Here is a 24,455-nt window from a genome sequence, read left to right on the forward strand (position 1 = left end):
CTTGGAAAAGGGGATTATGGGCGAAAGCACCGCGCAGCGGCAAACGGACGTGCAGCAGCAGGCGCCGTTTCAGGGCTCCAGGCCGGGAGACGGCACCAGCCCCTGCACCTGATCACGCTCGGGGTACAAGCGCCCTGCCGTCGAGTCAGCCAGCGGCGAGTTTTTCCAGAAGGCCATGTCCTTGCCTGCCCCCTTGGCCTGATACAGGTTGACGTCCGCCGTCTTGATCACTTGAAAAGCGGTCGATTCGGCGTCGATTTCAGCCAGCCCGGCGCTGCAGGTGAAGGGGTAACCGGTCGCTGATTGCCTGATGGTGTCCAGCAGGCGGCTCACATAGTCCAGCGCCTGGTGCTCGCCGCAGACCGGCAGGATCACGCCGAATTCCTCACCGCCCAGACGTCCATACGCGAGGCTGCCATCCGTTCGTTTGAGGCACGAGGCCATGTATCGCAGCACGTCATCACCGACGTCATGGCCGGACTCGTCATTGATCCGCTTGAAGTCATCAATATCCAGCATCAGAAAATAACCGGCACTTCGGGCATCCAGATGATATTCAAGCGACTCCATCAGGGCGCGACGATTCAATATATCCGTCAGGTGATCAGTCAATGAAAGTTCGCGAAAGCGGCTTTCCAGCGACAGTACATTTCTAATCGTCCGGGTGTAGGTGTGATTGAGAAGAATGCCGAGGCTGGTCGATGCAATAAACAGCAACGCGATGAATATATAAGCCACCGCGCCGGGTTCAATACCACGCGCGGGAGAGAGAATGATCCAGGAGAGCATCGTCACGACGACATAATCCCGGGTATAAACCATCAACAATGTCGACCCCAGAATAATCATTACGGCAATGGGCAATGCCCAATTGATGCCCATGGCGCTGTTCAACTGACTGGCTCTGGCAAAACAGCAGGCGACCATGATCACGAAGAGAACGCCCGCCAGCCGCCAGACCTTGAAATTCCTTGCTCGGCATTGCACCACACAGATAGAAAGAAGCCCCAGGGTAAGCGCGATTTCCAGAACGCCGTACTGGACGCCCGGTGTCACCAGCAGAACAATGACCCAGCACAGGATCGCCAGGCATTGCGCAAGTGCAACGGCAGGTGAGAGAAGATTCTTTATCCGGGCCTGCATTTCAGCATTCATTGAAAACTCCAGGCCTTCCAAACCCTGATCACGACACATATTGCCCCGTTCGCTGTGCCATCCTGTTAACAGCACAAGGGACTTTCAAGCCTGTTGCAATTCAACGCCTGAATACAAGCTCGTATTAAAATGCCAGCATCAAGATATGCCTGTCATTGTTACGAATCAATTGCTGCGAAGGAATTGCTACGAAGCAATTGTTACAAAGCAATGATCGCTTTGGCCGGCCTGACAGCGTGATAGTGATTTGATCGCCTGTGGTGTGAACAATATCGACCTGACGTCTGATAAAACACTCGACCTGCCATACCCGACTCAAGCTATTCTCGATACATGACTTTATTCCCCGATCTGATCGACCTGCCGCGTCAGTTGCGACACCCTGAGGTGCGCGACCTTGCGTGGGTCATTCTGGCGCCGCCCATGCTCGATGCCACGCCCTGGCCGCAACGCCATCCACTGGCCGGGAGCGACTGGGTCAAGGCGCCACAACGACTGGCCGATTTCCTTCGTGAACTGGATCAGGACAGCCGGGAGCTGGAGCACTGGATCGCGCAGGCCTCCACGCGCCGTCTGGGGCGTTATTACGAAAGACTCTGGCAATTCGCAGTGCAGCACGCGCCGGGCGTGGAGATCATCGCCGCCAACCTGCCGATCCGCCTGGACGGTCAGACACTGGGCGAACTGGATATGCTGCTGCGCGACCGCGACGGCGTGCATCATGTAGAGCTGGCGATAAAGCTGTATCTCGGCCCGCAGGACGGCGACGGCAGCGACCCGACGCAATGGCTGGGCCCTGGCTGTCACGACCGGCTGGATCGCAAGCTGGCGCACCTGAGCCAGCATCAACTGCCGATTTCTTCACGACCGGAAAGTCGCTCGACCCTGGCAGCTCTGGGCATCGAGACATTCAGCGCCGAGCTGTGGCTGGGTGGGTATCTGCTCTACCCTTGGCCCGGATCTGCCGATCCACCTGTGGGAGCGCATCATCAGCATTTGAAAGGCCGCTGGCTGCATCAGCGCGACTGGGAGCGGTTCATGAGCCAGAGCGAAACAGGTCGCTGGCAACCGCTGCCCCGCCACGCCTGGCTGGCACCCGCGCACTATCGACAGGCGTGGAGCAGTGAACAGTTACAGGACTGGCTGACCCAACTCGACCCGCTGGCACCGGCGCAGCTGCTGGTGCGCCTGACCGAGAATGCCGACGGCGAGTGGGAAGAAGCCGAGCGATTGTTTCTGGTGTCGGACCTGTGGCCGAACCTGGCCGACACCAGCCATCCGTTCAACCCAATCGCACTGCCAGCGCCGCCAGTGTGATCAGCAACACCGGCAAGGTCAGCACGATGCCGACCTTGAAGTAATAACCCCAGCCGATGGTGATGCCCTTGCGTTGCAACACGTGCAGCCACAGCAGGGTTGCCAGACTGCCGATCGGGGTGATTTTCGGTCCCAGGTCGCTGCCGATCACGTTGGCGTAAATCATCGCTTCCTGAATGGCACCGGTCGCATGACTGCCTTCGATGGACAACAGACCGATCAGGACTGTCGGCATGTTGTTCATGATCGACGACAGGAATGCGGTCATCACGCCCGTGCCCATCGCCGCGCCCCAGATACCGTAACCGGCGAACCAGTCCAGCAGACTGGCCAGATAACCGGTCAGCCCGGCGTTGCGCAGGCCGTAGACCACCAGATACATGCCCAGCGAGAACACCACGATGTGCCACGGTGCTTCCTTGACGACCTTGCGCGTGGAAATCGTATGGCCCTTGGCGGCGATGCCCAGCAACAGCACCGCGCAGGTCGCCGAGATCGCGCTGATCGGAATCCCCAGCGGTTCAAGTGCGAAACAGCCCACCAGCAGGATCAGCAGCACCCACCAGCCAGCCATGAAGGTTGCCCGGTCCTTGATGGTGGTTTCCGGCTTCTCAAGCTGCTCCGGATCGAAGTCACGCGGGATGTCACGACGGAAATACAGCATCAATACCGCCAGCGTGGCCGCAACGCTGACCAGATTGACCGGCACCATCACCGCCGCATAGCGGTTGAAGCCGATCTTGAAATAGTCCGCCGACACTATGTTCACCAGATTCGACACCACCAGCGGCAGGCTGGCAGTGTCGGAAATGAATCCGGCAGCCATGACAAAGGCCAGGGTCGAGGCCGGGGAAAAGCGTAGCGCCAGCATCATCGCGATCACGATCGGCGTCAGGATCAACACCGCGCCATCGTTGGCGAACAGCGCCGACACCAGTGCGCCGAACAATACGAAGAATGCGAACAGACGCCGCCCCTTGCCATTGCCCCACCGCGCCACGTGCAGCGCCGTCCAGGAAAAGAAACCCGCCTCATCCAGCAGCAACGTGATGATGATCAGCGAAATGAAAGTGGCAGTGGCATTCCAGATGATGCCCCACACCACTGCAATATCGCTGAGATGAACCACGCCGGTCAGCAACGCCAGACCCGCCCCGAGCACTGCGCTCCATCCGACACTGAGCCCTTTGGGCTGCCAGATGACGAGCGTGATGGTGAACAGGAAGATCAGCGTTGCTATTAGCATCATTTAGTCCGGGGCAGGAAGATCGCGAGAATGCCAAGCAGCGGCAGGTACGAACACAGGTTGTAAACGAAGAGAATGCCGTGGCTGTCGGCCAGACTGCCGAGCAAGGCTGCGCCGATACCGCCGAAGCCGAACATCAGACCGAAGAAAAGCCCGGCGATCATGCCGACGTTGCCGGGTACCAGTTCCTGGGCGTAGACCACGATGGCGGAGAACGCCGACGCCAGCACGAAGCCGATGATCACGCTCAGCACGCTGGTCCAGAACAGGTCTGCGTAAGGCAGCGCCAGGGTGAAAGGCGCGGCGCCGAGGATCGAGAACCAGATGACCGCCTTGCGACCGATCCTGTCGCCAATCGGACCGCCGAAGAACGTACCCGCCGCCACCGCGCCCAGAAACAGGAACAGGTGCAACTGCGAACTGGCTACGGACAGGTCGAACTTCTCGATCAGGTAGAACGTGAAGTAGCTGGTCAGGCTGGTCATGTAGAAGAACTTGGAGAACACCAGAAACGCCAGCACGGCCAACGAGGCGATCACCCGCTTTCTCGACAGGCCGTGCGTGGCGGCCTGCCCGGCCTTGAGCTTGAACAGGTTCAGGTGCGCGCGGTACCAGCGGCTGATCGCGTAGAGCAGGCCCAGGGAAAACAACGCGAACAGGCCGATCCAGGCCACATTACCCTGCCCGAACGGGATGATGATCGCAGCCGCCAGCAACGGGCCGAACGCCGAGCCGGTGTTGCCACCCACTTGGAACGTCGACTGCGCAAGCCCGTAACGCCCGCCCGAGGCCAGTCTCGCGATACGCGAGGCTTCCGGGTGAAAGGTGGACGAACCGATGCCGATGAGCGCGGCGGCGAGCAGAATCAGCGGAAATGTGCCGACCATCGACATCATCACGATGCCGATCAGGGTGCAGATCGAACCCACTGGCAATACCAGCGGGTTGGGATGGCGATCCGTGTAATAGCCGACCCAGGGCTGCAACAGCGACGCCGTGATCTGAAACGTCAGGGTGATCAGGCCGATCTGGGTGAAGCTCAGGTCATAACTGGCCTTGAGCATCGGGTAGATCGACGGCAGGATCGCTTGGATCAGGTCATTGATCAGGTGCGCGAGGGCAACCGCACCGATGATGCGCATCACCAGCGGGCTGGATTGTGGGGTTGTCGTGGCCGTCGCCGCACCTGGCTGAGCACTGGTCGCCATGGGATTCATCCATAAAAGATTTTCGGGTGTCCCCGGACGGATGATTACAAGATGTGTCACGCGTACCAGGGCGCGCCAATGTGCCATTTTTTGGAGCAGGTGTGCCACGTTTTGTTGCGTTTTTGTAAACCGGTTCAGCCATTGGCAAAGACAAGGTATTTGACAGTGATCGTGCCAATGCTCTGCGTTGGCATGCCGCTCGGGACGCTCTGCATCCCAATGGGTCTGATCAATGGGGTATATCTGCGTGCACGCCGGGACGCGGAGCGTCCTGAGATGCATTACCACGCGGAGCGTGGTAATGATCGGTGATCAGTGACTTGACTGATCGTGCCCATCGTTCTGCGCTCATCGTTATACACAAGTCATCTGGCTATTCAGTGAGACAGCGGCACTGCCGTGCTTTTTTTGCGCGATAGTGCGAACACCGCCGATTGCGACGTGGGTGAAGGCTGAGTCCTGGCGCTGATTCGGGGGGCAATCGGCATGGATGCCGATTGAGCTGTACTGGGCCATGGATGGCCCATTTGCAGCGACCCCCGAATCAGTGTCAGGACGAAGGAACCCCGGCGAAGCCGGGGCCGAAACCGGAGCGAAGGAGTTTGCTCACTTTGCTCCGTCAAAGTGAGTCGCCGAGGGGCGAAAAGGGGACGTGAGCCATGCGCTCGGCTCACTGAGTCCGCAGTCCGTGCCATGTGTGACGCGGAGCGTCACATCCGTAAGCAGGCGTTATGCATGCGTGTGCGCCGAAGGCGCTGCCACGCTTTCATCCGCAACCGCCACATCATGCAACGAAACTCTGGAAGTCTCGGGCAGGGCCAGACCGCCCACCATCGCCATCACCGCGACGGCAATCAGGTAGAACGCCGGGGACAGGTTGCTGCCGGTCGTGCTGATCAGCCAGGTCGCCATCAAGGGTGCCGTGCCGCCAAACAGCGTGTAAGCCATGTTGTAGGTGATGGCCGACGCGGTGTACCGCGTTCGGGTCGGAAACGTCTCCGACAGCAGCGCTGCCGTAACCACACCACACAGCACCGCGCCGACCGCCAGCAGCATCACGCCGATCACGGACGCTGCGAACGAGCCGGAACTGGCCATCAAAAACGACGGGAACACCACCAGCATCAACAGTATGCAAGCCGTGGCCATGGTGACGCGACGCCCTACCCGGTCAGAATACGCCCCGGCCAGCGGGCAGATCGCGGCGGCAAACGCCAGGGCAATCAACGACACCAGCAACGCCGACGCCCGACTCAAGCCGCCCGCCACCTGCAGATAGGTCGCGAAATAGGTGGTGAACATATAGAACGACAGCGCCGTCAGCGACACGAACGCGCCCAGGCAACAGATAGCGGCTGCGTGGTTACGCAGCGTTTCCTTGAGCGGTGAATGAGCGACCGCGTGCTCCTTGGTGACCGCCTGGAACGCCGGGGTTTCGTCCAGTTTCCAGCGCAGGTACAAACCGACCAGCCCCAGCGGCGCGGCGATCAGGAACGGCAGACGCCAGCCCCAACTGCCCATGGCTTCAGCGGACAACGAAGCCTCAAGCGCGTAAGCCACCACGGCCGCCGCCGCGAAGGCGGAAAACGTCGAGACCGGGACGAAACTGCCGTACCAGGCGCGTTGCGTGCGCGGAGCATGCTCCATCAGGTAGGCGCAGGCACCGGCATATTCCCCACCCGCCGAAAAACCTTGAGCGCAGCGGATGATGGTCAGAAGAATAGGCGCGGTCACACCGATGGCGGCGTACGTGGGCAGCAAACCGATCAGTGTTGTTGCCGCCGCCATCAGCAGAATGGTCATGGCCAACGTCCGCTTGCGGCCGATTCGGTCACCCAGCATGCCGAAAAAGATGCCGCCCAACGGCCTGAACGCAAACGCCACGGCAAACACGGCGAAGGTTTTCAATAGCGCGGCGCTGGTGTCGCCGCTGGGGAAGAACTGCAAGGCGATGGTGGTGGCCAGAAAGCCATAGACGGCAAAGTCGAACCATTCGACAAAGTTGCCAATGGCAGCGGCCACGATGACTTTTCTCAGCGTGGCAGGATCCACGTGTTCTGCGGCGGTAGTTGTCATGCTGACCTCGGCGTATTGATCTGGAATGGATCGATTATCGAGACAGCGACCCGGACACCTCAGTCCAGAACAGTCATCCGCATAGTCAGGGCCGACGCCTCGGCGCATTCGGTACAGGTTTCATGCCAATGGCTCTGGCGCGGGCTTTAGCCCCATCGCACGTCGGCCCTGCAACCCACCGGTATGGACAAAAACCAGACGGGTGCCAGGCTTGAAGCGGCCAGCCAGCACCTCGTCATGCAGTGCCAGCAAGGCTTTGCCCGTATAGATCGGCTCAAGCGGCACGCCACTGTGCGTTTCACATTGGGTCATGAATTCCAGCAACAGGGGGTCGGTTCTGGCGAACGCGCCTCGGCTGGCATCGAGCAACTGCCAGCCGGGCTTGTCATCACCGGCCAATGTCACAACGTTCTGCGCGACGCCATGATCATCCGGCACCGCCATCGCGCCATACACCGGATGGCGACCCTGCTCGGCGATGACCAGCCCCGCCAGCGTCGTGCCGGTCCCTGCGGCCAGCCACCAGCCGTGATAATCGTCCCACCCCGATTGCCCAAGCTGGCTGCGAACCAACGACAACAGCCGGGCGCAGCCCACGGTGCCCGGCAAACCGCCACCACCCTCAGGGATCGGGTAGAACGCCGGATGGCTCGCCTGCCAGGGAAGCCAGAAATCAGCCGCATGACGCTCGCGATAACCGGCGTAACCGAGCCAGTGCAACTGCATGCCGAAGGCTTGTAGGTCTAGCACGGTTGGGGTTTCCTGCGGATGACCGCGCAACAGACCGACAGTAGGGAAGCCAAAGCGCTTGCCCGCTGCGGCCAGCGCGTGGAGATGGTTGGAGTGGGCACCGCCCAGGCTGATCGCTCCCGTTGCCCCGACGCGGACAGCCTGAGTCAGGTGCCCGATCAGCTTGAACCATTTGTTGCCGCTGATCAGCGGGTCGATGAGGTCCAGACGCAAAACCTTGACCTCGACCCCGGCCTGTTGCAGCCAGTCGAAGTCGAGGGGTTCAAGCGCTGCAACGGGTTGCCAGTCGAGGGCATCGCGGATCATGGTGAAGGCCGGTTATGAAACGAGCCGCAGTTTACCTGCCCGCGAGCGATGTCACAGCCCGGCGGCCAGCCGCGAGCCCTGATCGATCGCCCGCTTGGCGTCCAGTTCGGCTGCGACGTCCGCGCCACCGATCAGATGCACGCTCTGCTTCGCCGCGACCAGATCGTCATACAGTTCACGCAACGGGTCCTGCCCGGCGCAGATCACGATATTGTCCACCGGCAACAGCTTTTCCTCACCCTCTTCGCCGATGCGGATGTGCAAACCGGCATCGTCGATTTTCAGGTACTGAACGCTGTTGAGCATCTGCACCTGCTTGTTCTTCAAGCCCGTGCGATGAATCCAGCCGGTGGTCTTGCCCAGACCGTCGCCGACCTTGGAGCTTTTGCGCTGCAACAGGAAAACCTGACGCGCCGGCGCATGAACTTCCGGCTTGATCCCCGCCACGCCACCGCGCGCTTCCAACGTGGTGTCGATGCCCCACTCTTTCCAGAACGCCTCACGATCCAGACTGGTGGCGATACCCTGATGGACCAGATACTCCGACACGTCGAAACCGATACCACCCGCGCCGATCACCGCCACGCTGCGCCCTACCGGCTTGCGCTGCAGAATCACGTCCAGATAGCTGAGCACCTTCGGGTTGTCGATACCGGGAATGGCCGGTGTACGCGGAGCGATGCCGGTGGCCAGGATGACGTCGTCAAAGCCCGCGCCCAACAGATCCTGCGCAGTCACGCGGGTATTCAGACGCAGGTCGATACCGGTGTCCTGCACCTTGTGAGTGAAATAGCGCAGGGTTTCGGAAAACTCCTCCTTGCCCGGAATGCGCTTGGCGATGTTGAACTGACCGCCGATTTCGCTGGCGGAATCGAACAGGGTCACCTGATGTCCGCGCTCGGCAGCCACGGTGGCCGCCGCCAGCCCGGCAGGACCTGCGCCAACAACGGCGATCTTCTTGATCTGTCGGGTGGGCAGATAATTCAGTTCGGTTTCGTGACAGGCGCGCGGGTTGACCAGACAACTGGTCAGCTTGCCGCCGAAGGTATGGTCCAGACACGCCTGATTGCAGCCGATGCAGGTGTTGATCAGTTCTGCCTGCCCGGCCGCAGCCTTGTTGACGAATTCCGGATCAGCCAGGAAAGGCCGCGCCATGGAGACCATGTCCGCATCGCCTTCACTGAGAATCCGTTCAGCGACTTCCGGGGTGTTGATCCGGTTGGTGGTGATCAACGGAATGTTCACCGAACCACGCAGCTTGGCCGTGACCTTGCTGAACGCGGCGCGTGGGACCTTGGTGGCGATGGTCGGAATCCGCGCTTCGTGCCAGCCGATACCGGTGTTGATGATCGTCGCGCCCGCCTGCTCGACGGCCTTTGCCAGTTGCACGATTTCCTGCCAGGTGCTGCCGCCTTCGACCAGATCCAGCATCGACAAGCGGAAGATGATGATGAAATTCGGGCCAACGGCCTCACGCACACGCGTCACGATCTCTACCGCCAGACGCATACGGTTTTCGTAACTGCCGCCCCAGCGGTCGGTACGGTGGTTGGTATGCGCGGCCAGGAACTGATTGATGAAGTAACCCTCCGACCCCATGATCTCCACGCCGTCATAGCCTGCGCTCTGAGCGAGGGTCGAGCAGGTCACAAAATCGCTGATCTGCTTTTCGATGCCCTCTTCGTCCAGTTCACGCGGCTTGAACGGGTTGATCGGTGCCTGAATCGCACTGGGCGCGACCTGCTTGCGGCTGTACGCATAGCGCCCGGCATGCAGGATCTGCAGACAGATCTTGCCGCCTGCCTCGTGAACCGCCTGGGTCACGACGCGATGCTGCAAGGCTTCTTCCGGGGTCGTGAGCTTGGCTGCACCATCGTAGACGCCGCCCTCTTCGTTCGGCGCGATGCCACCCGTCACCATCAGGCCCACACCACCCTGTGCACGCTCGGCAAAGTACGCCGCCATGCGCTCGAAACCGCCTGGCTTCTCTTCAAGCCCGGTGTGCATCGAGCCCATCAGGCTGCGGTTGCGCAGCGTGGTGAAGCCCAGATCCAGCGGGGACAGCAGATGCGGGTAATGAGCAGCAGTCATGGCGGAGCTCCATCGTTTCAATCACGGGTAGATGAGGACCTCTGCGTGCCCTCTTCATCAGGATCCTGTAGACCCTTTATGGCGCAACAGTAAAGAGCCGCCCGATCACACTCAATGACCGAAAGTGACAAGTTATTGATCCAAACGCGCATCACCCCTTGGCAAGCGCCGGGTGTAGTCCTACCCTAGTCGACTATTTCACTCAGGCAGCCGTGCGCCCCTCTTATGCGTAAATTCTTTGCCACGTGCCTCATTCTGGTGAGCCTGGCCAGCCTTGTCAGTTACGCACTCTGGACCGAGCAGCGCCCGATGGGGCATTACCTGTCGGATCTGCGCATCCGCCTGGCCATCAATGAAGGGCAGCCCGGCGAACGGGGCAACCTGCTGGGCATCGAGCCCGAGCTGTTTCCCACCGATTATCAGGACCTGTCGCATCTGCATCGCAAACTGGCAGCCTACCTGCAGCAAGCGCGCGACCAGGGACTGCTCAATGCCCGGACTATCGTCGTACTGCCTGAGCACATCGGCACCTGGTTGTATGCCAGTGGTGAGAAGAACCAGTTCTATCAGGCTGCCACCGTGGACGAGTCCATGGACTGGCTGGCCTGGAGCAATCCGCTGAAATTCGTCACGGCGATGATGACTGCCGAGGGCGAAAAACGTGTGGACGATGCGCGTCTGCGGATGAAGGCGCGCTCCATGGTGCGCGATTATCAGAACGTTTTCGGCGGGCTGGCCAAGGAATTCGAGGTAACGCTGGTGGCAGGCTCCATCGTACTGCCTGACCCACGCGTGGAAGACGGGCAGTTGCAGGTCGGCAGCGGCGCCTTGTACAACAGCAGCGTGACCTTCGGCAGTGACGGCAAGCCGCTGGGCCAGCCCCAACGCCAGCTGTTTACCAGCCGCTACCATAAGCGTTACGTCAAAGCGGCAGGCGACTCCCGGATCAATGTGATCAACACGCCGGCCGGCCGGTTGGGGATCCTCATCGGCACCGACAGCTGGTACCCCGATAATTACGCACGGATGAATCAGCAAAACGTCGAGTTGATCGTCGTACCTGCCTTTGTAAACGGGAAAAACAGCTGGTCGGGTGCGTGGCATGGCACCCGCACGCACGACACGCCGACACTGGACCTTGAGCCCGGCAGCCTGAGCGAACGCGAAGCCTGGCACCGCCTGACCCTCATCGCACGCGAACCACAGAGCACCGCCAGGGCCGGTATCAGCGTGTTCATGCACGGGCAATTCTGGAATCACGGCACTTCCGGGCAGAGCTTTGTCAGCCGCAGCGGTCAGACCATCGCCGAGCAGCCGTTGGACAATGCTGCTGACGGTGGTGCCCGCCTGATCAACGTCTGGCTCTGAACATGCCGAACCTGACCCTGCGCTTGGGCGATCTCTCGGTGGGTTTCGTACAGAGCCTGACCGACGCGGTACGCAGTTTCGGGCACGACCCCGACCTGCTGCTCGAACAATACGGTCTGGATGCAGAACGCCTGAGCGAAGCCGGCGCACGGCTGTCGATTCCACGCTACATGCGACTGGGCCACGCCGCCATCCGGCTTACCAACCAACCGGGTCTGGGGTTGCGCATGGGGGCGCTGAGCAGGCTCGGTCAGGCGGGGCTTGCCGGTGTCACCGCAGCCCAGGCACCGAATGTACGCGAGGCAGCCCGCACCATGATCCGCTTCGAGCCTCTGTACGGCGCAAACTATCGAGGCCAGTCGAGCTTTCATGAAGAGGCTGGCGGGGCGTGGATACGCTTCTATTCCATCAGCCCCTATAACAGTTACAACCGCTTTGTCGTGGACTCGATCCTGAGCGGCTGGGTCGCGCAACTATCAGCGCTGGCCGGTCGCCAACTGCGCGCTCAACGGGTCGAAATCGAGTTCGAAGCACCTGAGTACGCCGCGCAATACGCACACTTGAGCGACAACCCTATTGCGTTCGGTGCGACCACCAACCAGCTTCGGCTGGACCTGGACAGCCTGGCGCTGAAAAACCCCGACCACTGTCCGAGCACCTGGCGGCATCTGCTGCTGTTGTGCGAGAGGGAACTGGATCAATTGACCCGCACACGCAGTCTGCGTGAACGCATCACTCAGTTGCTGGGACCTTTATTGAGCGGAGGCAGGGAACCGGACCTGGAGGAAGTGGCTGCGCGGCTTAAGTTGCCGACCTGGACACTGCGCCGCAAGCTGACCGAAGAAGGCACCCGTTTTCGCGCGATCCTGAATGACACGCGACGTGATCTGGCGATGACGTATATTCGCGACACCGAACTGGCGTTCGGGGAGATTGCCTATCTGCTGGGTTTTGCGTCGGCCGAAGCCTTTCAACGCGCCTTCAAACGCTGGAACGGACAGACTCCGGGGGAGTTCCGCCGCAGCCAGCGTCGAAGTGCCTGAAGCCCTTCACAGTTCGGTAGCGTCATCGGCCGGTTCTACCGGGTCCAGCTCCGATGCGCGATATTCGAGCAGTTCTTCCTGATATTCATCCATTTCTTCGCCCTCCGGCTGATTGAGTCATGCAGTGGTTTTACCAAGGTCAGTTACGACGGTCAGTAAAGCTGGAATAACTGACCGTTGGATCAACATTAAAGTGCCAATGTGAAATAAAAATGTTGATACTCATCAATAAACGAAAAAGCCTGACAGGATCTTCAGAAGCCGGACGTCTCGGGATGTTGGCAATCAAGCCTTGACTTCATTGCCCCGGCCGCCCTACCCTCGGCCACATGAACCTCATCCAGCAAAACCTCGGCCAGATTATTATTACCGTCATTCCAGTCATGGCGGGTTAGCCGACGTTTGCAAAAAACCCGCCCTGGAGGCGGGTTTTTTTCTGCCTCCAGAGCCACTAATGCTCAACAGGAGTCAGACATGATCGCTATCCATCGCTCTATCGCCCTCATTGCAACCGCGCACTCGATCGTTGCCTCTTCCTGCAACGCCTCCTGCGAAACAACGACCTGCAAGGACACGACGCGATGAGTCATGGCCAGCCCGATCTGCTCAATCACTACGCCCGCAAAATCCTCACTTCCCGCGTCTACGACGTCGCCATCGAGACGCCGCTGCATGGCGCGCGTCAGCTCTCCGAACGGCTCGGCAATCAGGTGCTGCTCAAGCGCGAAGACTTGCAGCCGGTGTTCTCGTTCAAGATTCGCGGCGCTTATAACAAGCTGGCGCAGCTGACCGCTGAAGACGCGGCGCGCGGCGTGGTCACGGCTTCGGCGGGCAACCATGCGCAAGGGCTGGCGCTGGCGGCGCGGGAGCTGGGCATCAAGGCGACCATCGTCATGCCGCGCACCACGCCTGAAATCAAGGTAGAGGGCGTACGCTCACGCGGGGCGACCGTGGTACTGCATGGCGATTCGTTTCCCGAAGCGCTGGCTTACTCGCTGAAGCTGGTCGATGAGCAGGGTTTTGTGTACATCCATCCCTATGACGACCCCGACACCATTGCCGGTCAAGGCACGGTTGCCATGGAAATCCTGCGCCAGCAGCCGGGCCAACTGGACGCGATCTTCGTGCCGGTCGGTGGCGGCGGGCTGATTGCGGGCATCGCGGCCTACGTGAAGTATTTGCGGCCCGAGATCAAGGTGATCGGCGTCGAGCCGGACGACTCCAACTGCCTGCAAGCCGCCATGGCCGCGGGCGAGCGTGTGGTGCTCAGTCAGGTCGGGCTGTTTGCCGATGGCGTGGCCGTGGCCCAGATCGGCCATCACACTTTTGAGGTCTGTCGGCATTACGTGGATGAAGTGATCACGGTCAGCACCGACGAGATCTGTGCGGCGATCAAGGACATCTACGACGATACCCGCTCCATCACCGAACCTTCCGGCGCGCTGGCCGTGGCGGGGATCAAGAAGTACGTCGAGCAGCGTGGCGTCAGCGGCCAGACCCTGGTGGCGATCGACTCCGGGGCCAACGTCAACTTCGACCGCCTGCGCCACGTGGCCGAACGCGCCGAACTGGGCGAAGGCCGCGAAGCGATCATCGCTGTGACCATCCCCGAACGGCCCGGCAGCTTCAAGGCGTTCTGCGAGGCCATCGGCAAACGGCAGATCACCGAATTCAACTACCGCTACCACACCGACCGCGAAGCCCACATCTTCGTCGGCGTGCAGACCCACCCCGAGAACGATCCGCGCAGCGCGTTGATCGCCAGCCTGACCGAGCAGGGCTTTCCGGTGCTGGACCTGACCGACAACGAACTGGCCAAGCTGCACATCCGCCACATGGTGGGTGGACACGCCGAGCGGGTCAGCGATGAAGTGGTGCTGCGCTTCGAATTCCCCGAACGGCCCGGTGCGTTGTTCAACTTTCTTAACCGTCTGGGCGGACGCTGGACCATCTCGATGTTCCACTACCGCAACCATGGTGCGGCGGATGGTCGAGTGGTTGCAGGGCTGGTGGTGCCTGAGGACGAGCGGCACCTGGTGAGCCAGGCGCTGGCCGAGATCGGCTATCCGTACTGGGATGAAAGCGAGAACCCGGCGTACCGGTTGTTCTTGGGCTGAGGCCTTCAAGCTGCTTACACCGGGACGCGGAGCGTCCTGAGCGGCATTCCCACGCGGAGCATGGGAACGATCAACGTAAAGGCTGGCATCTTGATCGTGCCCACGCTCTGAGGAACGATCAGTGTGAAGCTACTACTGCGCTGGCTGGGTCTCGACCGGCGCGGGGGTGGTCATTTCGACCGGCTGAGCCTCGGGTGGCGTGACGGTCTCGGCCTTGAACGAGGCAGGCTCGTCCGGTGCCGGTACGGGTTCGCTGGCAGCCGGCGTTGCGGACTCGGCCTTGGGCTCGGTAACCGGTTCAGCCTTGGGCGCAGCCTCAACCGCTTTAGGTGCCAGCTGCGCAGGCTCTGCGGCCTTGGGCGCGGCTGCGGCAGGCACCGGGTCAGGCACACCCAGATCAGCCTTTGGCTTCTCGACGATATGCGCAGCCTTCTTCACCTCCGGCGGCAGGAAGTTCTCCACCAGACCGAAGAAACGCTCGTAGAACTTGGCAGACGCAACCGTCTCGCTGGCCACCTTGACCATCGAATCATCGGTAGAGCCGATCGGCATCGATACCGACCCCAGCACCCCTACTCCGAGGCTCGCCGAGTTATTGGTTTTCTTCAGTGCGTAGCGGTCCTGCAGGGCGTTGGCGAACATGGTCGAACTGCCCGCTGTCACGTCGGCAGCGCAAACCAGGTTGAAGCTGATCTCGATGTGCGTGTCACCCGTCTGCTGAAAGCTCTTGCGCCCGGCAATCATTTTCGGATCGCTGCTGGTGATGATGTATCCCTGACTCAGCAAGGCCCGGCGTCCTGCTTCACAGTAAGACAGATCCGTTGCAGGATAGCTGCGGGAAAACGTCCCGGCATCGTCGAAATGCTCATGGTCGTAGACCGCCTGCTTGGGCGAAGAACAGCCGGCAGCCAGGAACAGCATGGACACAACGCACGCGGTACGAACGTTCAGTAAATTAAGCATCGATAATCCTGAGGAAGGAAGTGACTGCCAGCAAGACTGCAAACTGGAAATGGCGACAAGTCTGCAACAAGGCCGACGCAGGATCAACGCAGAGTTCGCAACGATTCGATACAAGGCGCGTCACGCGGATAGAAACGGTCACAAATCGCAGACAACAAAAAAGCGACCCTTGGGTCGCTTTTCTGTTGCTTCAAGGAGTTCAAGGGCCTTGAAGCTTTGTATGGCGCAGCGGACGGGACTCGAACCCGCGACCCCCGGCGTGACAGGCCGGTATTCTAACCGACTGAACTACCGCTGCGTATCGCTTGTAAACCTGTTTGAAACAAACTTTCGGTAGTTTGCTTCCTGTACATCGGATTGAGCGGCTTGAGCCTTTCAACCTCAGACCCGGAAAACCGAATCTGTACAAATATGGCGCAGCGGACGGGACTCGAACCCGCGACCCCCGGCGTGACAGGCCGGTATTCTAACCGACTGAACTACCGCTGCGCAGTGTGGACTTGCGTCCGGTTTCAACTTTGAAAGCCCTCATGCTTCAGCTTTCAAACTCAACGATGGTGGGTGATGACGGGATCGAACCGCCGACCCGCTGCTTGTAAGGCAGCTGCTCTCCCAGCTGAGCTAATCACCCTTTGCTTCGTTGAGGCCGCGAAATTTACGCACCTAACGAACCTAAGTCAATAGCCTGATTGAAGTTTTTTTAAAAACTGCTTCAATCGCACCACACGCCACAACCTGCCAAACACACCCGCCTGCAAACGCGGATGCGCAACTACTCGGCGTACACCATCTTGCGGGTCATGCCGCCATCGACCACGAATTCCTGCCCGGTGACAAAACCGGCATTACGCGAGAGCAGCCACGCGACCATTGCCGCCACGTCCTCCACGGTCCCTACCCGGCCAGCGGGATGCTGCGCATGATCAGCCTCTGACAAGGGTTCGGCGCGGCGCACTGAAGGATCACGCGCGTCGATCCAGCCGGGGCTGACAGCGTTGACACGGATCTCGGGACCCAGACTGATGGCGAGCGCATGGGTCAGCGCCATCAGACCGCCCTTGCTCGCAGCGTAGGCCTCGGTATCAGGCTCTGACTGACTGGCACGGGTCGAGGTCAGGTTGACGATACTGCCGCAATGCGCGCGCAGATAAGGCGCACAATGTTTGGCCAACAGCATCGGCCCGCCAAGGTTGACGCCCAGCACGCGATTCCAGTGCGAAAGCTCAAGACTTTCCAGCGTGGTGTTATGCGGATCGGCAATCGCCGCATTGCACACCAGCGCGTCCAGTCGCCCGAAGCGCCGGAGCACCTCGGCAACGCCTGCTGCGACCTGTTCCTCGTTCGCGACGTCCATGGTGATGAACAGGGCGTTTTCGCCCAGCGCACCGGCCACTTTCGAACCACGCTTGCGGTCCAGATCGGTCAGTACCACTTGCCAGCCTTCGGCAATCAGCCAGGCTGCAATGCCCAGACCAATGCCGCGCGCGGCACCGGTAACCAGTGCAACGCGGCCATTGTGGGTACTGGAGAATTTCATCGCCCAGTCGTCGCTCATGCTCTCGCTCGCGTCGCTGCTCACTTCAGTCGTCACAAGGCCGCCAGACCCAGCGCCAGATCGGCCTGCAGGTCTGCGACATCTTCAAGCCCTACCGCCACACGGATCAGGCTGTCACGGATGCCGGCGGCTTCACGTTCCTGAGGCGCCAGGCGCCCGTGGGACGTGGTGCTCGGGTGAGTAATGGTGGTTTTGGTGTCGCCCAGGTTGGCGGTGATCGAAATCAGTCGAGTTGCATCGATGAAGCGCCACGCGCCCTCTTTGCCACCCTTGACCTCGAAACTCACGACCGCACCGAAGCCTTTCTGCTGACGCTGGGCCAGCTCGTGCTGCGGGTGGCTCTTGAGGCCGGCGTAGTGGACCTTCTCGATACCATCCTGCTGCTCGAGCCACTCGGCCAGCGCCTGAGCGTTGGCGCAATGAGCGCGCATGCGCAGGTTCAGGGTTTCAAGACCCTTGAGAAAGATCCAGGCATTGAACGGGCTCAGAGTCGGCCCGGCCGTGCGCAGGAATCCGACCACTTCCTTCATCTGCTCGCTGCGCCCGGCAACCACACCGCCCATGCAACGGCCCTGGCCGTCGATGAACTTGGTTGCCGAATGGACGACGATGTCAGCGCCCAGCTTCAGCGGCTGCTGCAGGGCTGGCGTGCAGAAGCAGTTGTCGACGATCAGCATCGCGCCCTTGGCGTGGGCGACTTCCGCCAACGCGGCGATATCCACCAACTCGGCCAACGGGTTGGACGGCGACTCGACGAACAGCATTTTGGTGTTGGCCTTGATCGCCGCATCCCAGCCGCTCAGGTCCGCCAGCGGCACGTAGTCCACTTCGATGCCGAAACGCTTGAAGTACTTGTCGAACAGGCTGATGGTCGAACCGAACACGCTGCGCGACACCAGAACGTGATCACCGGCGCTGCACAGACTCATGACGACCGCCAGCGTGGCAGCCATGCCAGTCGCCGTGGCGACGGCCTGCTCGGCGCCTTCCAGCGCTGCCATGCGTTCCTCGAAGGAACGCACTGTCGGGTTGGTGTAGCGCGAGTAGACGTTGCCTGGCACTTCACCGGCGAAACGCGCGGCCGCGTCGGCGGCCGTGCGGAACACGTAGCTGGAGGTGAAGAACATCGGATCGCCATGCTCGCCTTCCGGCGTGCGGTGTTGCCCGGCACGTACGGCGAGGGTATCGAACCCTACGCCTTCAAGGTCGCTGTCGAGACGACCTGCATCCCATTCCTGAGTCATGCCGCTACTCCTGAAACCAATTAGTTGTTGTACAGATCGATGATCGCGCTCACTGCCTGGGTCTTGACCTTGGAGGCGTCGTTACGCGCCTGTTCGATCTTGTTCAGATAATGCTCGTCGATGTCACCGGTCACGTACTTGCCGTCGAAGACCGAGCAATCGAAGTTATCGATCTTGATCTTCTTGCTGCCGCTGACCGCTTCGATCAGGTCATTCAAGTCCTGATAGACCAGCCAGTCGGCACCGATGAGGTCGGCAACGTCCTGAGTGGAACGGTTATGGGCAATCAGCTCGTGAGCACTCGGCATGTCGATGCCGTAGACGTTGGGGTAACGCACCGCCGGAGCGGCCGAACAGAAATAGACGTTCTTGGCACCGGCTTCGCGGGCCATCTGGATGATCTGCTTGCAGGTCGTGCCGCGAACGATGGAGTCGTCCACCAGCATGACGTTCTTGCCGCGGAATTCCAGCTCGATGGCGTTGAGCTTCTGGCGCACGGACTTCTTGCGTGCAGCCTGACCCGGCATGATGAACGTGCGGCCGATGTAACGGTTCTTGACGAAGCCTTCGCGGAACTTGACGCCCAGGTGGTTGGCCAGCTCCAGCGCAGCCGTGCGGCTGGTGTCCGGAATCGGGATGACCACATCGATGTCGTGATCCGGGCGCTCGCGCAGGATCTTGTCGGCCAGTTTCTCGCCCATGCGCAGACGCGCCTTGTAGACCGAGATACCGTCGATTATCGAATCAGGACGCGCCAGGTAGACGTGTTCGAAGATGCAGGGCGCGTACTTTGGATTGGCGGCGCACTGACGGGTGTGCAGCTTGCCGTCTTCGGTGATGTAGACCGCTTCGCCGGGTGCCAGGTCGCGGATCAGCGTGAAACCCAGTACATCGAGGGAAACGCTTTCGGAGGCGATCATGTACTCGACACCTTCGTCGGTATGACGCTGGCCGAACACGATGGGACGAATGGCGTCCGGATCGCGGAAGCCGACGATACCGTAGCCGGTGATCATCGCCACGACGGCATAGCCGCCACGGCAACGATTGTGCACGTCGGTCACGGCCGCGAAGATGTCTTCTTCGGTCGGCTGCAGCTTGCCGCGAACGGCCAGCTCATGGGCGAACACGTTGAGCAGCACTTCCGAGTCGGAATTGGTGTTGACGTGGCGCAGGTCGGATTCGTAGATCTCCTTGGCCAACTGCTCGACGTTGGTCAGGTTACCGTTGTGCGCCAACGTGATGCCGTAAGGCGAGTTGACGTAGAACGGCTGAGCTTCGGCCGAGGTCGAGCTGCCCGCGGTCGGGTAGCGCACATGACCGATGCCCATGTGTCCGACCAGACGCTGCATATGGCGTTGATGGAACACATCACGCACCAGTCCATTGTCCTTGCGCAGGAATAACCGGCCGTCGTGGCTGGTCACAATACCGGCAGCATCCTGGCCGCGGTGCTGGAGGACGGTGAGCGCGTCATACAGCGCCTGATTAACGTTCGACTTACCGACGATACCGACGATGCCACACATGCGACACAACCCCTACTTAGTGGAACTGGATTTACCAAGCACATCCTGCGGTATTGTAGACGGCAGGATCTGCTCCTTGAACGGCAGATCAGCAGGTACGCTGATGCCGCTGGCGAGCCACTTGCTGGACATCCCGAGAATCAGGTTCTTCGACCAGTCAGCGACCATGAGAAATTGCGGCACCAGTCTCGACTGCTGCCACCATTGATCCTGTTGCACCGGCCCGAGACTCAAGAGTCCGACCGCTACAACGACAAGCAGGCCTCCGCGCGCCGCGCCAAAGACCATACCCAGAAAACGATCGGTCCCGGAAAGCCCGGTGACGCGAATCAGTTCGCCTATCAGAAAGTTGACCATGGCGCCGACCAGCAAGGTGGCGACAAATAGAATGGTGCAGCTCGCGATCACGCGGGCCGAGGGTGTTTCTATGTAGTTGACCAGATACTGCGACAGCCCCGCGCCGAACATCCAGGCCACGACACCTGCAATGATCCACGTCGTCAACGAGAGTGCTTCTTTTACGAAGCCGCGTTTCAGACTGATCAGGGCGGAGATGGCGACAATTCCCAGAATTGCCCAGTCAACCGGAGTAAATGGCACGTTGCAGCCTGCAGACAGATAAGGCGGCGCATTTTAGCAGAGCGCCCGCCCGCCGGTAAGCAGCGATTATCGGCGGGCGTCATTTTCCGTGCAAACGGCTTGGCAGAGCCTGTACAGAGGGCGGGAAGATCAGCCCTTTTCAGGCTGGAACCGCACCACAATACCTTTGAGTTTCTGCTGCTTGTCGAGTTGGTCACGCAGGCGATCAGCCTCGGCGCGCTCGATCAGAGGACCCACGAACACCCGGTTGACGCCATCGGCGGTGCGAATGTAGGCGTTGTAACCCTGGGTACGCAGGGTTTTCTGCAGATTGTCGGCGTTGGCACGGTTGGACATGCTGGCCAACTGCACAGACCAACTGACTGACAGACCGTTGGCATCGACGCCGCTCGGCGCGGCCTTGGCGACCGCCGGTGCAGCAGGTGCAGCAGGCGTTGTTACAGGCGCTGCCGGAGCCGGTGTCGGCTTCGGTGCTGGCGCAGGCTTGGCTGCCTGTGGCGCAGCGGCCGCTGGAGCCTGTGCGGCAGGAGCAGGCGCAATCGGCATCGACGGCGGCTGATTGCTTGCCGCTACATTGTCCTCATCCGGAACAGGTTCCTGTGGCAATGCCTGAGGCTCGGGAACGGTCACAGGCTCGACCTGTACCTGCTGACCCGCAGGCGCCTGTGGAGCCGCAGGCGCATCGACCTGAACCGGATGGCTCTCGTCCTGACGGGTGAACAGCATCGGGAGAAAGATCACCGCCAGGGCGATCAGTACCAGAGCACCCACCATCCGCTGCTTGAATACGTTATCCAGCAAAGCCATTTGCAGCGTCCTCGTCGGTATGCCGGGCCAGCCAATCCAGGGCCTCGGCTACACAGTAAAAAGATCCGAACAGCAGAATTTCGTCATCGGGCGTGGCATGCGCGCACTGAGCTTCCAGCGCAGACGCAATACTCTGGTAGGACTTCACGCGCGCCCCAAGGTTCTCCAGAGCAACCTGCAACTCTGCCGCTGGCCGACTACGGGAGGTGGGCAGCGGCGCAACGGCCCAGTCCTGAATGCTGGAAGCCAGCTCATGGACCACACCGTCAAGATCCTTGTCAGAGAGCAGACCGAACACCGCCAGACGCTTGCCGACCACTGGCCGCTGCGCCATGCGGTGCGCCAGAAACTGCGCAGCATGGGGGTTGTGGCCTACATCGAGCAGCAGCGTCAGCGCCCTGCCCTGCCAATGAACGGTACGGCGGTCGAGACGGCCGACGAGTCGGGTCTGTGCCAACGCCTCGCTGACGATCTGGTGATTCAGGGGGTAGCCCAGCAACGCAAACGCCTGGAGTGCCAGCGCGGCATTCTGCATGGGCAGATCGAGTAACGGCAGATCACGCAGTTCGACCAACTCGCCGTGAGCGATACCGCGCCAGTCCCAGCCTTGCGGACCGACAGACAGATCAAAGTCTTGCCCCCTTAGCAGCAAGGGGCAGCCCAACTCTCGAGCCTTGGCCAGCAAAGGCTCAGGCGGATCGAGGTCGCCGCAGAGTGCCGGGCGACCGGCACGGAAGATACCGGCCTTTTCGAAAGCCACGGATTCGCGCGTGTCGCCCAGCCAGTCGGCATGGTCAACACCAATGCTGGTGACCAGGGCGAGATCGGCATCAATCAGATTAACGGCGTCCAGGCGACCGCCCAGACCGACTTCCAGCACGACTGCGTCAAGCTGCGCCTGCTCGAACAGCCAGAACGCAGCGAGCGTGCCCATTTCGAAATAGGTCAGCGTGACATCGCCACGCGCCGATTCGACCGCTGCAAAGGCATCACACAACTCAAGATCGGTTGCTTCGACACCCTGCACCTTCACCCGCTCGTTATAACGCAACAGATGCGGGGAGCTGTAGACACCCACCTTGAGCCCCTGAGCCTGCAACAGGGACGCGACAAAGGCGCAGGTCGAACCCTTGCCGTTGGTACCGGTTACCGTGATGACCCGAGGCGCCGGACGTGTGAGCCCCAGTTGCTGCGCCACCTTTCGCGACCGATCCAGCCCCATGTCGATGGCAGAAGGATGCAGTTGCTCGAGGTAGGCGAGCCAGTCGCCCAGGGTCGACGGGGTCATACCGTGGCCGGAGCCGGTGGAACGACGATCGGCTCAATCACTGGCGCCACGAATTTCGGCGTCGGCAGGTTCATCATTTGCGCCAGCAGGTTGCCCAGACGTGGGCGCAGCTCACTGCGAGCGATGATCATGTCGATTGCGCCGTGATCCAGCAGGAACTCGCTGCGCTGGAAACCTTCAGGCAGTTTTTCGCGAACGGTCTGCTCGATGACGCGAGGACCGGCAAACCCGATCAGCGCCTTTGGCTCAGCGACAATCACGTCGCCCAGCATTGCCAGACTGGCAGAAACACCACCGTAGACCGGATCGGTCAAGACCGAGATGAACGGCAGGCCTTCTTCACGAAGACGCGCCAGCACGGCCGACGTCTTGGCCATCTGCATCAGGGAAATCAGCGCTTCCTGCATGCGCGCACCACCGGAAGCGGCAAAGCAGATCATCGGGCAGCGGTTTTCCAGTGCGTAGTCGGCAGCGCGCACGAAGCGCTCGCCAACGATGGCGCCCATCGAGCCACCCATGAAGGAAAACTCGAACGCCGAGGCGACAACCGGCATGCCCAACAGCGTGCCGCTCATGGAGATCAGGGCGTCCTTCTCACCTGTCTGCTTCTGCGCAGCGGTCAGACGGTCCTTGTACTTCTTGCCGTCGCGGAATTTCAGACGGTCAACCGGCTCCAGATCGGCACCCAGCTCCTCACGGCCCTCGGCATCCAGGAAGATGTCCAGACGGGCGCGGGCACCGATACGCATGTGATGGTTGCACTTGGGGCAGACATCCAGGGTCTTTTCCAGCTCAGGCCGATAGAGCACTGCTTCGCAGGACGGGCACTTGTGCCACAGCCCTTCAGGAACCGAACTCTTCTTGACCTCGGAACGCATGATCGATGGGATCAGTTTGTCTACCAACCAGTTGCTCATGCTTTATCTCTCCAGTACCGGTGTGGCTCGAACGCATGACGTTTTCACGCCAGACGCATGCCCTCAGCTAAATTCGTTAGTTGGCGATGAGACGGGGAACGGTCGACCGTCGGCCTGACCTGCACACCCTCTACCACGATTTTTTTACAACCCGGACGATGCGCACCGGCACCGCCCTTGACTCAATTCGACCCGCAGGACTTGTGGCGGGGACAGGCTTATGGACGGCGGCCGAACCGCAGCCGTCACATCACGCACCCTGGACCGCACTCATGAACGCGAGAATCTTTTCCCGATCCTTGATGCCCTTGCCTTTTTCGACGCCACCGCTGACATCCACCGCGTAGGGTTTGACCTGGGCAATCGCCTGCGCCACGTTGGCCGACGTCAACCCGCCCGCCAGAATGACCGGTTTGCTCAGTTCACTCGGAATCAATGCCCAGTCGAACGTTTCACCCGTACCGCCGGGCACACCCTCGACGTAGGTGTCGAGAAGGATGCCGCGCGCATTACGGTAGGCACGGCAGGCCTGTTCGATATCGTCACCCGCTTTCACGCGCAACGCCTTGATGTAGGGACGATGATAGCCGTCGCATTCTTCCGGCGTTTCGTCGCCGTGAAACTGCAACATATCCAGCGCAACGGCATCCAGCGTTTCATTGAGCTCGCAACGGCTGGCATTGACGAACAGACCGACCGTGGTGATGAACGGCGGCAATGCGGCGATGATTGCACGCGCCTGCTGCACGCTCACGGCGCGTGGACTTTTGGCGTAAAACACCAGCCCGATGGCATCGGCGCCTGCTTCGACAGCCGCCAGGGCATCTTCTATGCGGGTAATCCCGCAGATCTTGCTGCGAACGGCTGACATGTGG

19 protein-coding genes and 3 tRNA genes are annotated in these 24,455 nt (G+C 60.7%); 4 read left to right on the plus strand and 18 right to left on the minus strand.

The window, feature by feature from the left end:
• Window positions 1-69: 69 nt before the first annotated feature.
• Window positions 70-1,155 (minus strand): GGDEF domain-containing protein, encoded by a 1,086-nt coding sequence (locus CFBP1590_RS18755; RefSeq protein WP_162999141.1) that lies wholly within the window; start codon window positions 1,153-1,155, stop codon window positions 70-72.
• Window positions 1,156-1,488: 333 nt separating this feature from the next.
• Here CFBP1590_RS18755 and CFBP1590_RS18760 point away from each other — a divergent pair, with 333 nt between their 5' ends.
• Entirely contained in the window at window positions 1,489-2,472 is a 984-nt protein-coding gene (locus CFBP1590_RS18760; protein ID WP_088235715.1) for a DUF1853 family protein, read from the plus strand.
• Here CFBP1590_RS18760 and CFBP1590_RS18765 read toward each other — a convergent pair.
• The 5 genes from CFBP1590_RS18765 to CFBP1590_RS18785 all read right to left on the minus strand — a co-directional run bounded on the left by CFBP1590_RS18765 (window position 2,438) and on the right by CFBP1590_RS18785 (window position 10,149).
• Window positions 2,438-3,718: an arsenic transporter gene (locus tag CFBP1590_RS18765; RefSeq protein WP_088235716.1), complete on the minus strand. Its 1,281-nt coding sequence runs from the start codon at window positions 3,716-3,718 to the stop codon at window positions 2,438-2,440. The two genes, CFBP1590_RS18760 and CFBP1590_RS18765, sit on opposite strands and share 35 nt — an antisense overlap.
• On the minus strand, window positions 3,718-4,926 hold the full coding sequence (locus tag CFBP1590_RS18770) for an MFS transporter (RefSeq protein WP_029243575.1): 1,209 nt from the start codon (window positions 4,924-4,926) through the stop codon (window positions 3,718-3,720). The genes CFBP1590_RS18765 and CFBP1590_RS18770 overlap by 1 nt, the downstream gene beginning before the upstream one ends.
• Before the next feature lie 729 nt (window positions 4,927-5,655).
• On the minus strand, window positions 5,656-7,002 hold the full coding sequence (locus CFBP1590_RS18775) for an MFS transporter (RefSeq protein ID WP_088235717.1): 1,347 nt from the start codon (window positions 7,000-7,002) through the stop codon (window positions 5,656-5,658).
• Window positions 7,003-7,122: 120 nt separating this feature from the next.
• Complete coding sequence (locus CFBP1590_RS18780; protein WP_088235718.1) at window positions 7,123-8,058, minus strand: 1-aminocyclopropane-1-carboxylate deaminase/D-cysteine desulfhydrase; 936 nt, start codon at window positions 8,056-8,058, stop codon at window positions 7,123-7,125.
• 51 nt (window positions 8,059-8,109) lie between these two features.
• Window positions 8,110-10,149: an NADPH-dependent 2,4-dienoyl-CoA reductase gene (locus CFBP1590_RS18785; RefSeq protein ID WP_088235719.1), complete on the minus strand. Its 2,040-nt coding sequence runs from the start codon at window positions 10,147-10,149 to the stop codon at window positions 8,110-8,112.
• A 225-nt stretch (window positions 10,150-10,374) separates the two neighbouring features.
• On the opposite strand from CFBP1590_RS18785, the gene CFBP1590_RS18790 reads away from it, so the two are divergent.
• The 3 genes from CFBP1590_RS18790 (at window position 10,375) to ilvA (ending at window position 14,677) form a co-directional block, all read left to right on the plus strand.
• The gene (locus CFBP1590_RS18790; RefSeq protein WP_088235720.1) at window positions 10,375-11,517 is read left to right on the plus strand and encodes a carbon-nitrogen hydrolase family protein; all 1,143 of its coding nucleotides are present in this window, start codon (window positions 10,375-10,377) and stop codon (window positions 11,515-11,517) included.
• Between the two features lie 2 nt (window positions 11,518-11,519).
• Window positions 11,520-12,560: an AraC family transcriptional regulator gene (locus tag CFBP1590_RS18795; RefSeq protein ID WP_088235721.1), complete on the plus strand. Its 1,041-nt coding sequence runs from the start codon at window positions 11,520-11,522 to the stop codon at window positions 12,558-12,560.
• A 581-nt stretch (window positions 12,561-13,141) separates the two neighbouring features.
• A complete protein-coding gene (gene ilvA / locus CFBP1590_RS18805; RefSeq protein ID WP_088235722.1) occupies window positions 13,142-14,677 on the plus strand; it encodes a threonine ammonia-lyase, biosynthetic in 1,536 nt (511 codons plus the stop codon).
• 132 nt (window positions 14,678-14,809) lie between these two features.
• Here ilvA and CFBP1590_RS18810 read toward each other — a convergent pair whose 3' ends face one another.
• The 12 genes from CFBP1590_RS18810 to CFBP1590_RS18865 form a co-directional block, all read right to left on the minus strand.
• Window positions 14,810-15,640, minus strand: a complete 831-nt coding sequence (locus tag CFBP1590_RS18810) for a DUF2242 domain-containing protein (RefSeq protein ID WP_025994114.1) — start codon at window positions 15,638-15,640, stop codon at window positions 14,810-14,812.
• Window positions 15,641-15,861: 221 nt separating this feature from the next.
• Window positions 15,862-15,938, minus strand: a tRNA-Asp gene (locus CFBP1590_RS18815).
• A 114-nt stretch (window positions 15,939-16,052) separates the two neighbouring features.
• Window positions 16,053-16,129, minus strand: a tRNA-Asp gene (locus CFBP1590_RS18820).
• Between the two features lie 66 nt (window positions 16,130-16,195).
• Window positions 16,196-16,271 (minus strand) — tRNA-Val (locus CFBP1590_RS18825).
• A gap of 141 nt (window positions 16,272-16,412) precedes the next feature.
• On the minus strand, window positions 16,413-17,195 hold the full coding sequence (locus tag CFBP1590_RS18830; protein ID WP_050575443.1) for an SDR family oxidoreductase: 783 nt from the start codon (window positions 17,193-17,195) through the stop codon (window positions 16,413-16,415).
• Window positions 17,196-17,227: 32 nt separating this feature from the next.
• Window positions 17,228-18,439, minus strand: coding sequence for an O-succinylhomoserine sulfhydrylase (locus CFBP1590_RS18835; protein WP_025994112.1), 1,212 nt, complete (start codon window positions 18,437-18,439; stop codon window positions 17,228-17,230).
• 20 nt (window positions 18,440-18,459) lie between these two features.
• The gene (gene purF / locus CFBP1590_RS18840; RefSeq protein ID WP_004884541.1) at window positions 18,460-19,968 is read right to left on the minus strand and encodes an amidophosphoribosyltransferase; all 1,509 of its coding nucleotides are present in this window, start codon (window positions 19,966-19,968) and stop codon (window positions 18,460-18,462) included.
• 12 nt (window positions 19,969-19,980) lie between these two features.
• Entirely contained in the window at window positions 19,981-20,568 is a 588-nt protein-coding gene (locus CFBP1590_RS18845; RefSeq protein ID WP_004884542.1) for a CvpA family protein, read from the minus strand.
• Between the two features lie 129 nt (window positions 20,569-20,697).
• Window positions 20,698-21,375 (minus strand): SPOR domain-containing protein, encoded by a 678-nt coding sequence (locus tag CFBP1590_RS18850; RefSeq protein WP_043305624.1) that lies wholly within the window; start codon window positions 21,373-21,375, stop codon window positions 20,698-20,700.
• The gene (gene folC, locus CFBP1590_RS18855; RefSeq protein WP_088235723.1) at window positions 21,359-22,663 is read right to left on the minus strand and encodes a bifunctional tetrahydrofolate synthase/dihydrofolate synthase; all 1,305 of its coding nucleotides are present in this window, start codon (window positions 22,661-22,663) and stop codon (window positions 21,359-21,361) included. The genes CFBP1590_RS18850 and folC overlap by 17 nt, the downstream gene beginning before the upstream one ends.
• Window positions 22,660-23,580 carry an acetyl-CoA carboxylase, carboxyltransferase subunit beta gene (accD, locus tag CFBP1590_RS18860; RefSeq protein ID WP_004884545.1) on the minus strand — a complete coding sequence of 307 codons (921 nt, stop codon included), beginning with the start codon at window positions 23,578-23,580 and terminating at the stop codon, window positions 22,660-22,662. Before accD ends, folC begins: the two co-directional genes overlap by 4 nt.
• A 250-nt stretch (window positions 23,581-23,830) precedes the next feature.
• Window positions 23,831-24,451, minus strand: coding sequence for a phosphoribosylanthranilate isomerase (locus CFBP1590_RS18865; RefSeq protein WP_025994109.1), 621 nt, complete (start codon window positions 24,449-24,451; stop codon window positions 23,831-23,833).
• Between the last annotated feature and the right edge of the window lie 4 nt (window positions 24,452-24,455).

It is taken from the genome of Pseudomonas viridiflava (assembly GCF_900184295.1).
GTDB lineage: Bacteria > Pseudomonadota > Gammaproteobacteria > Pseudomonadales > Pseudomonadaceae > Aquipseudomonas > Aquipseudomonas viridiflava.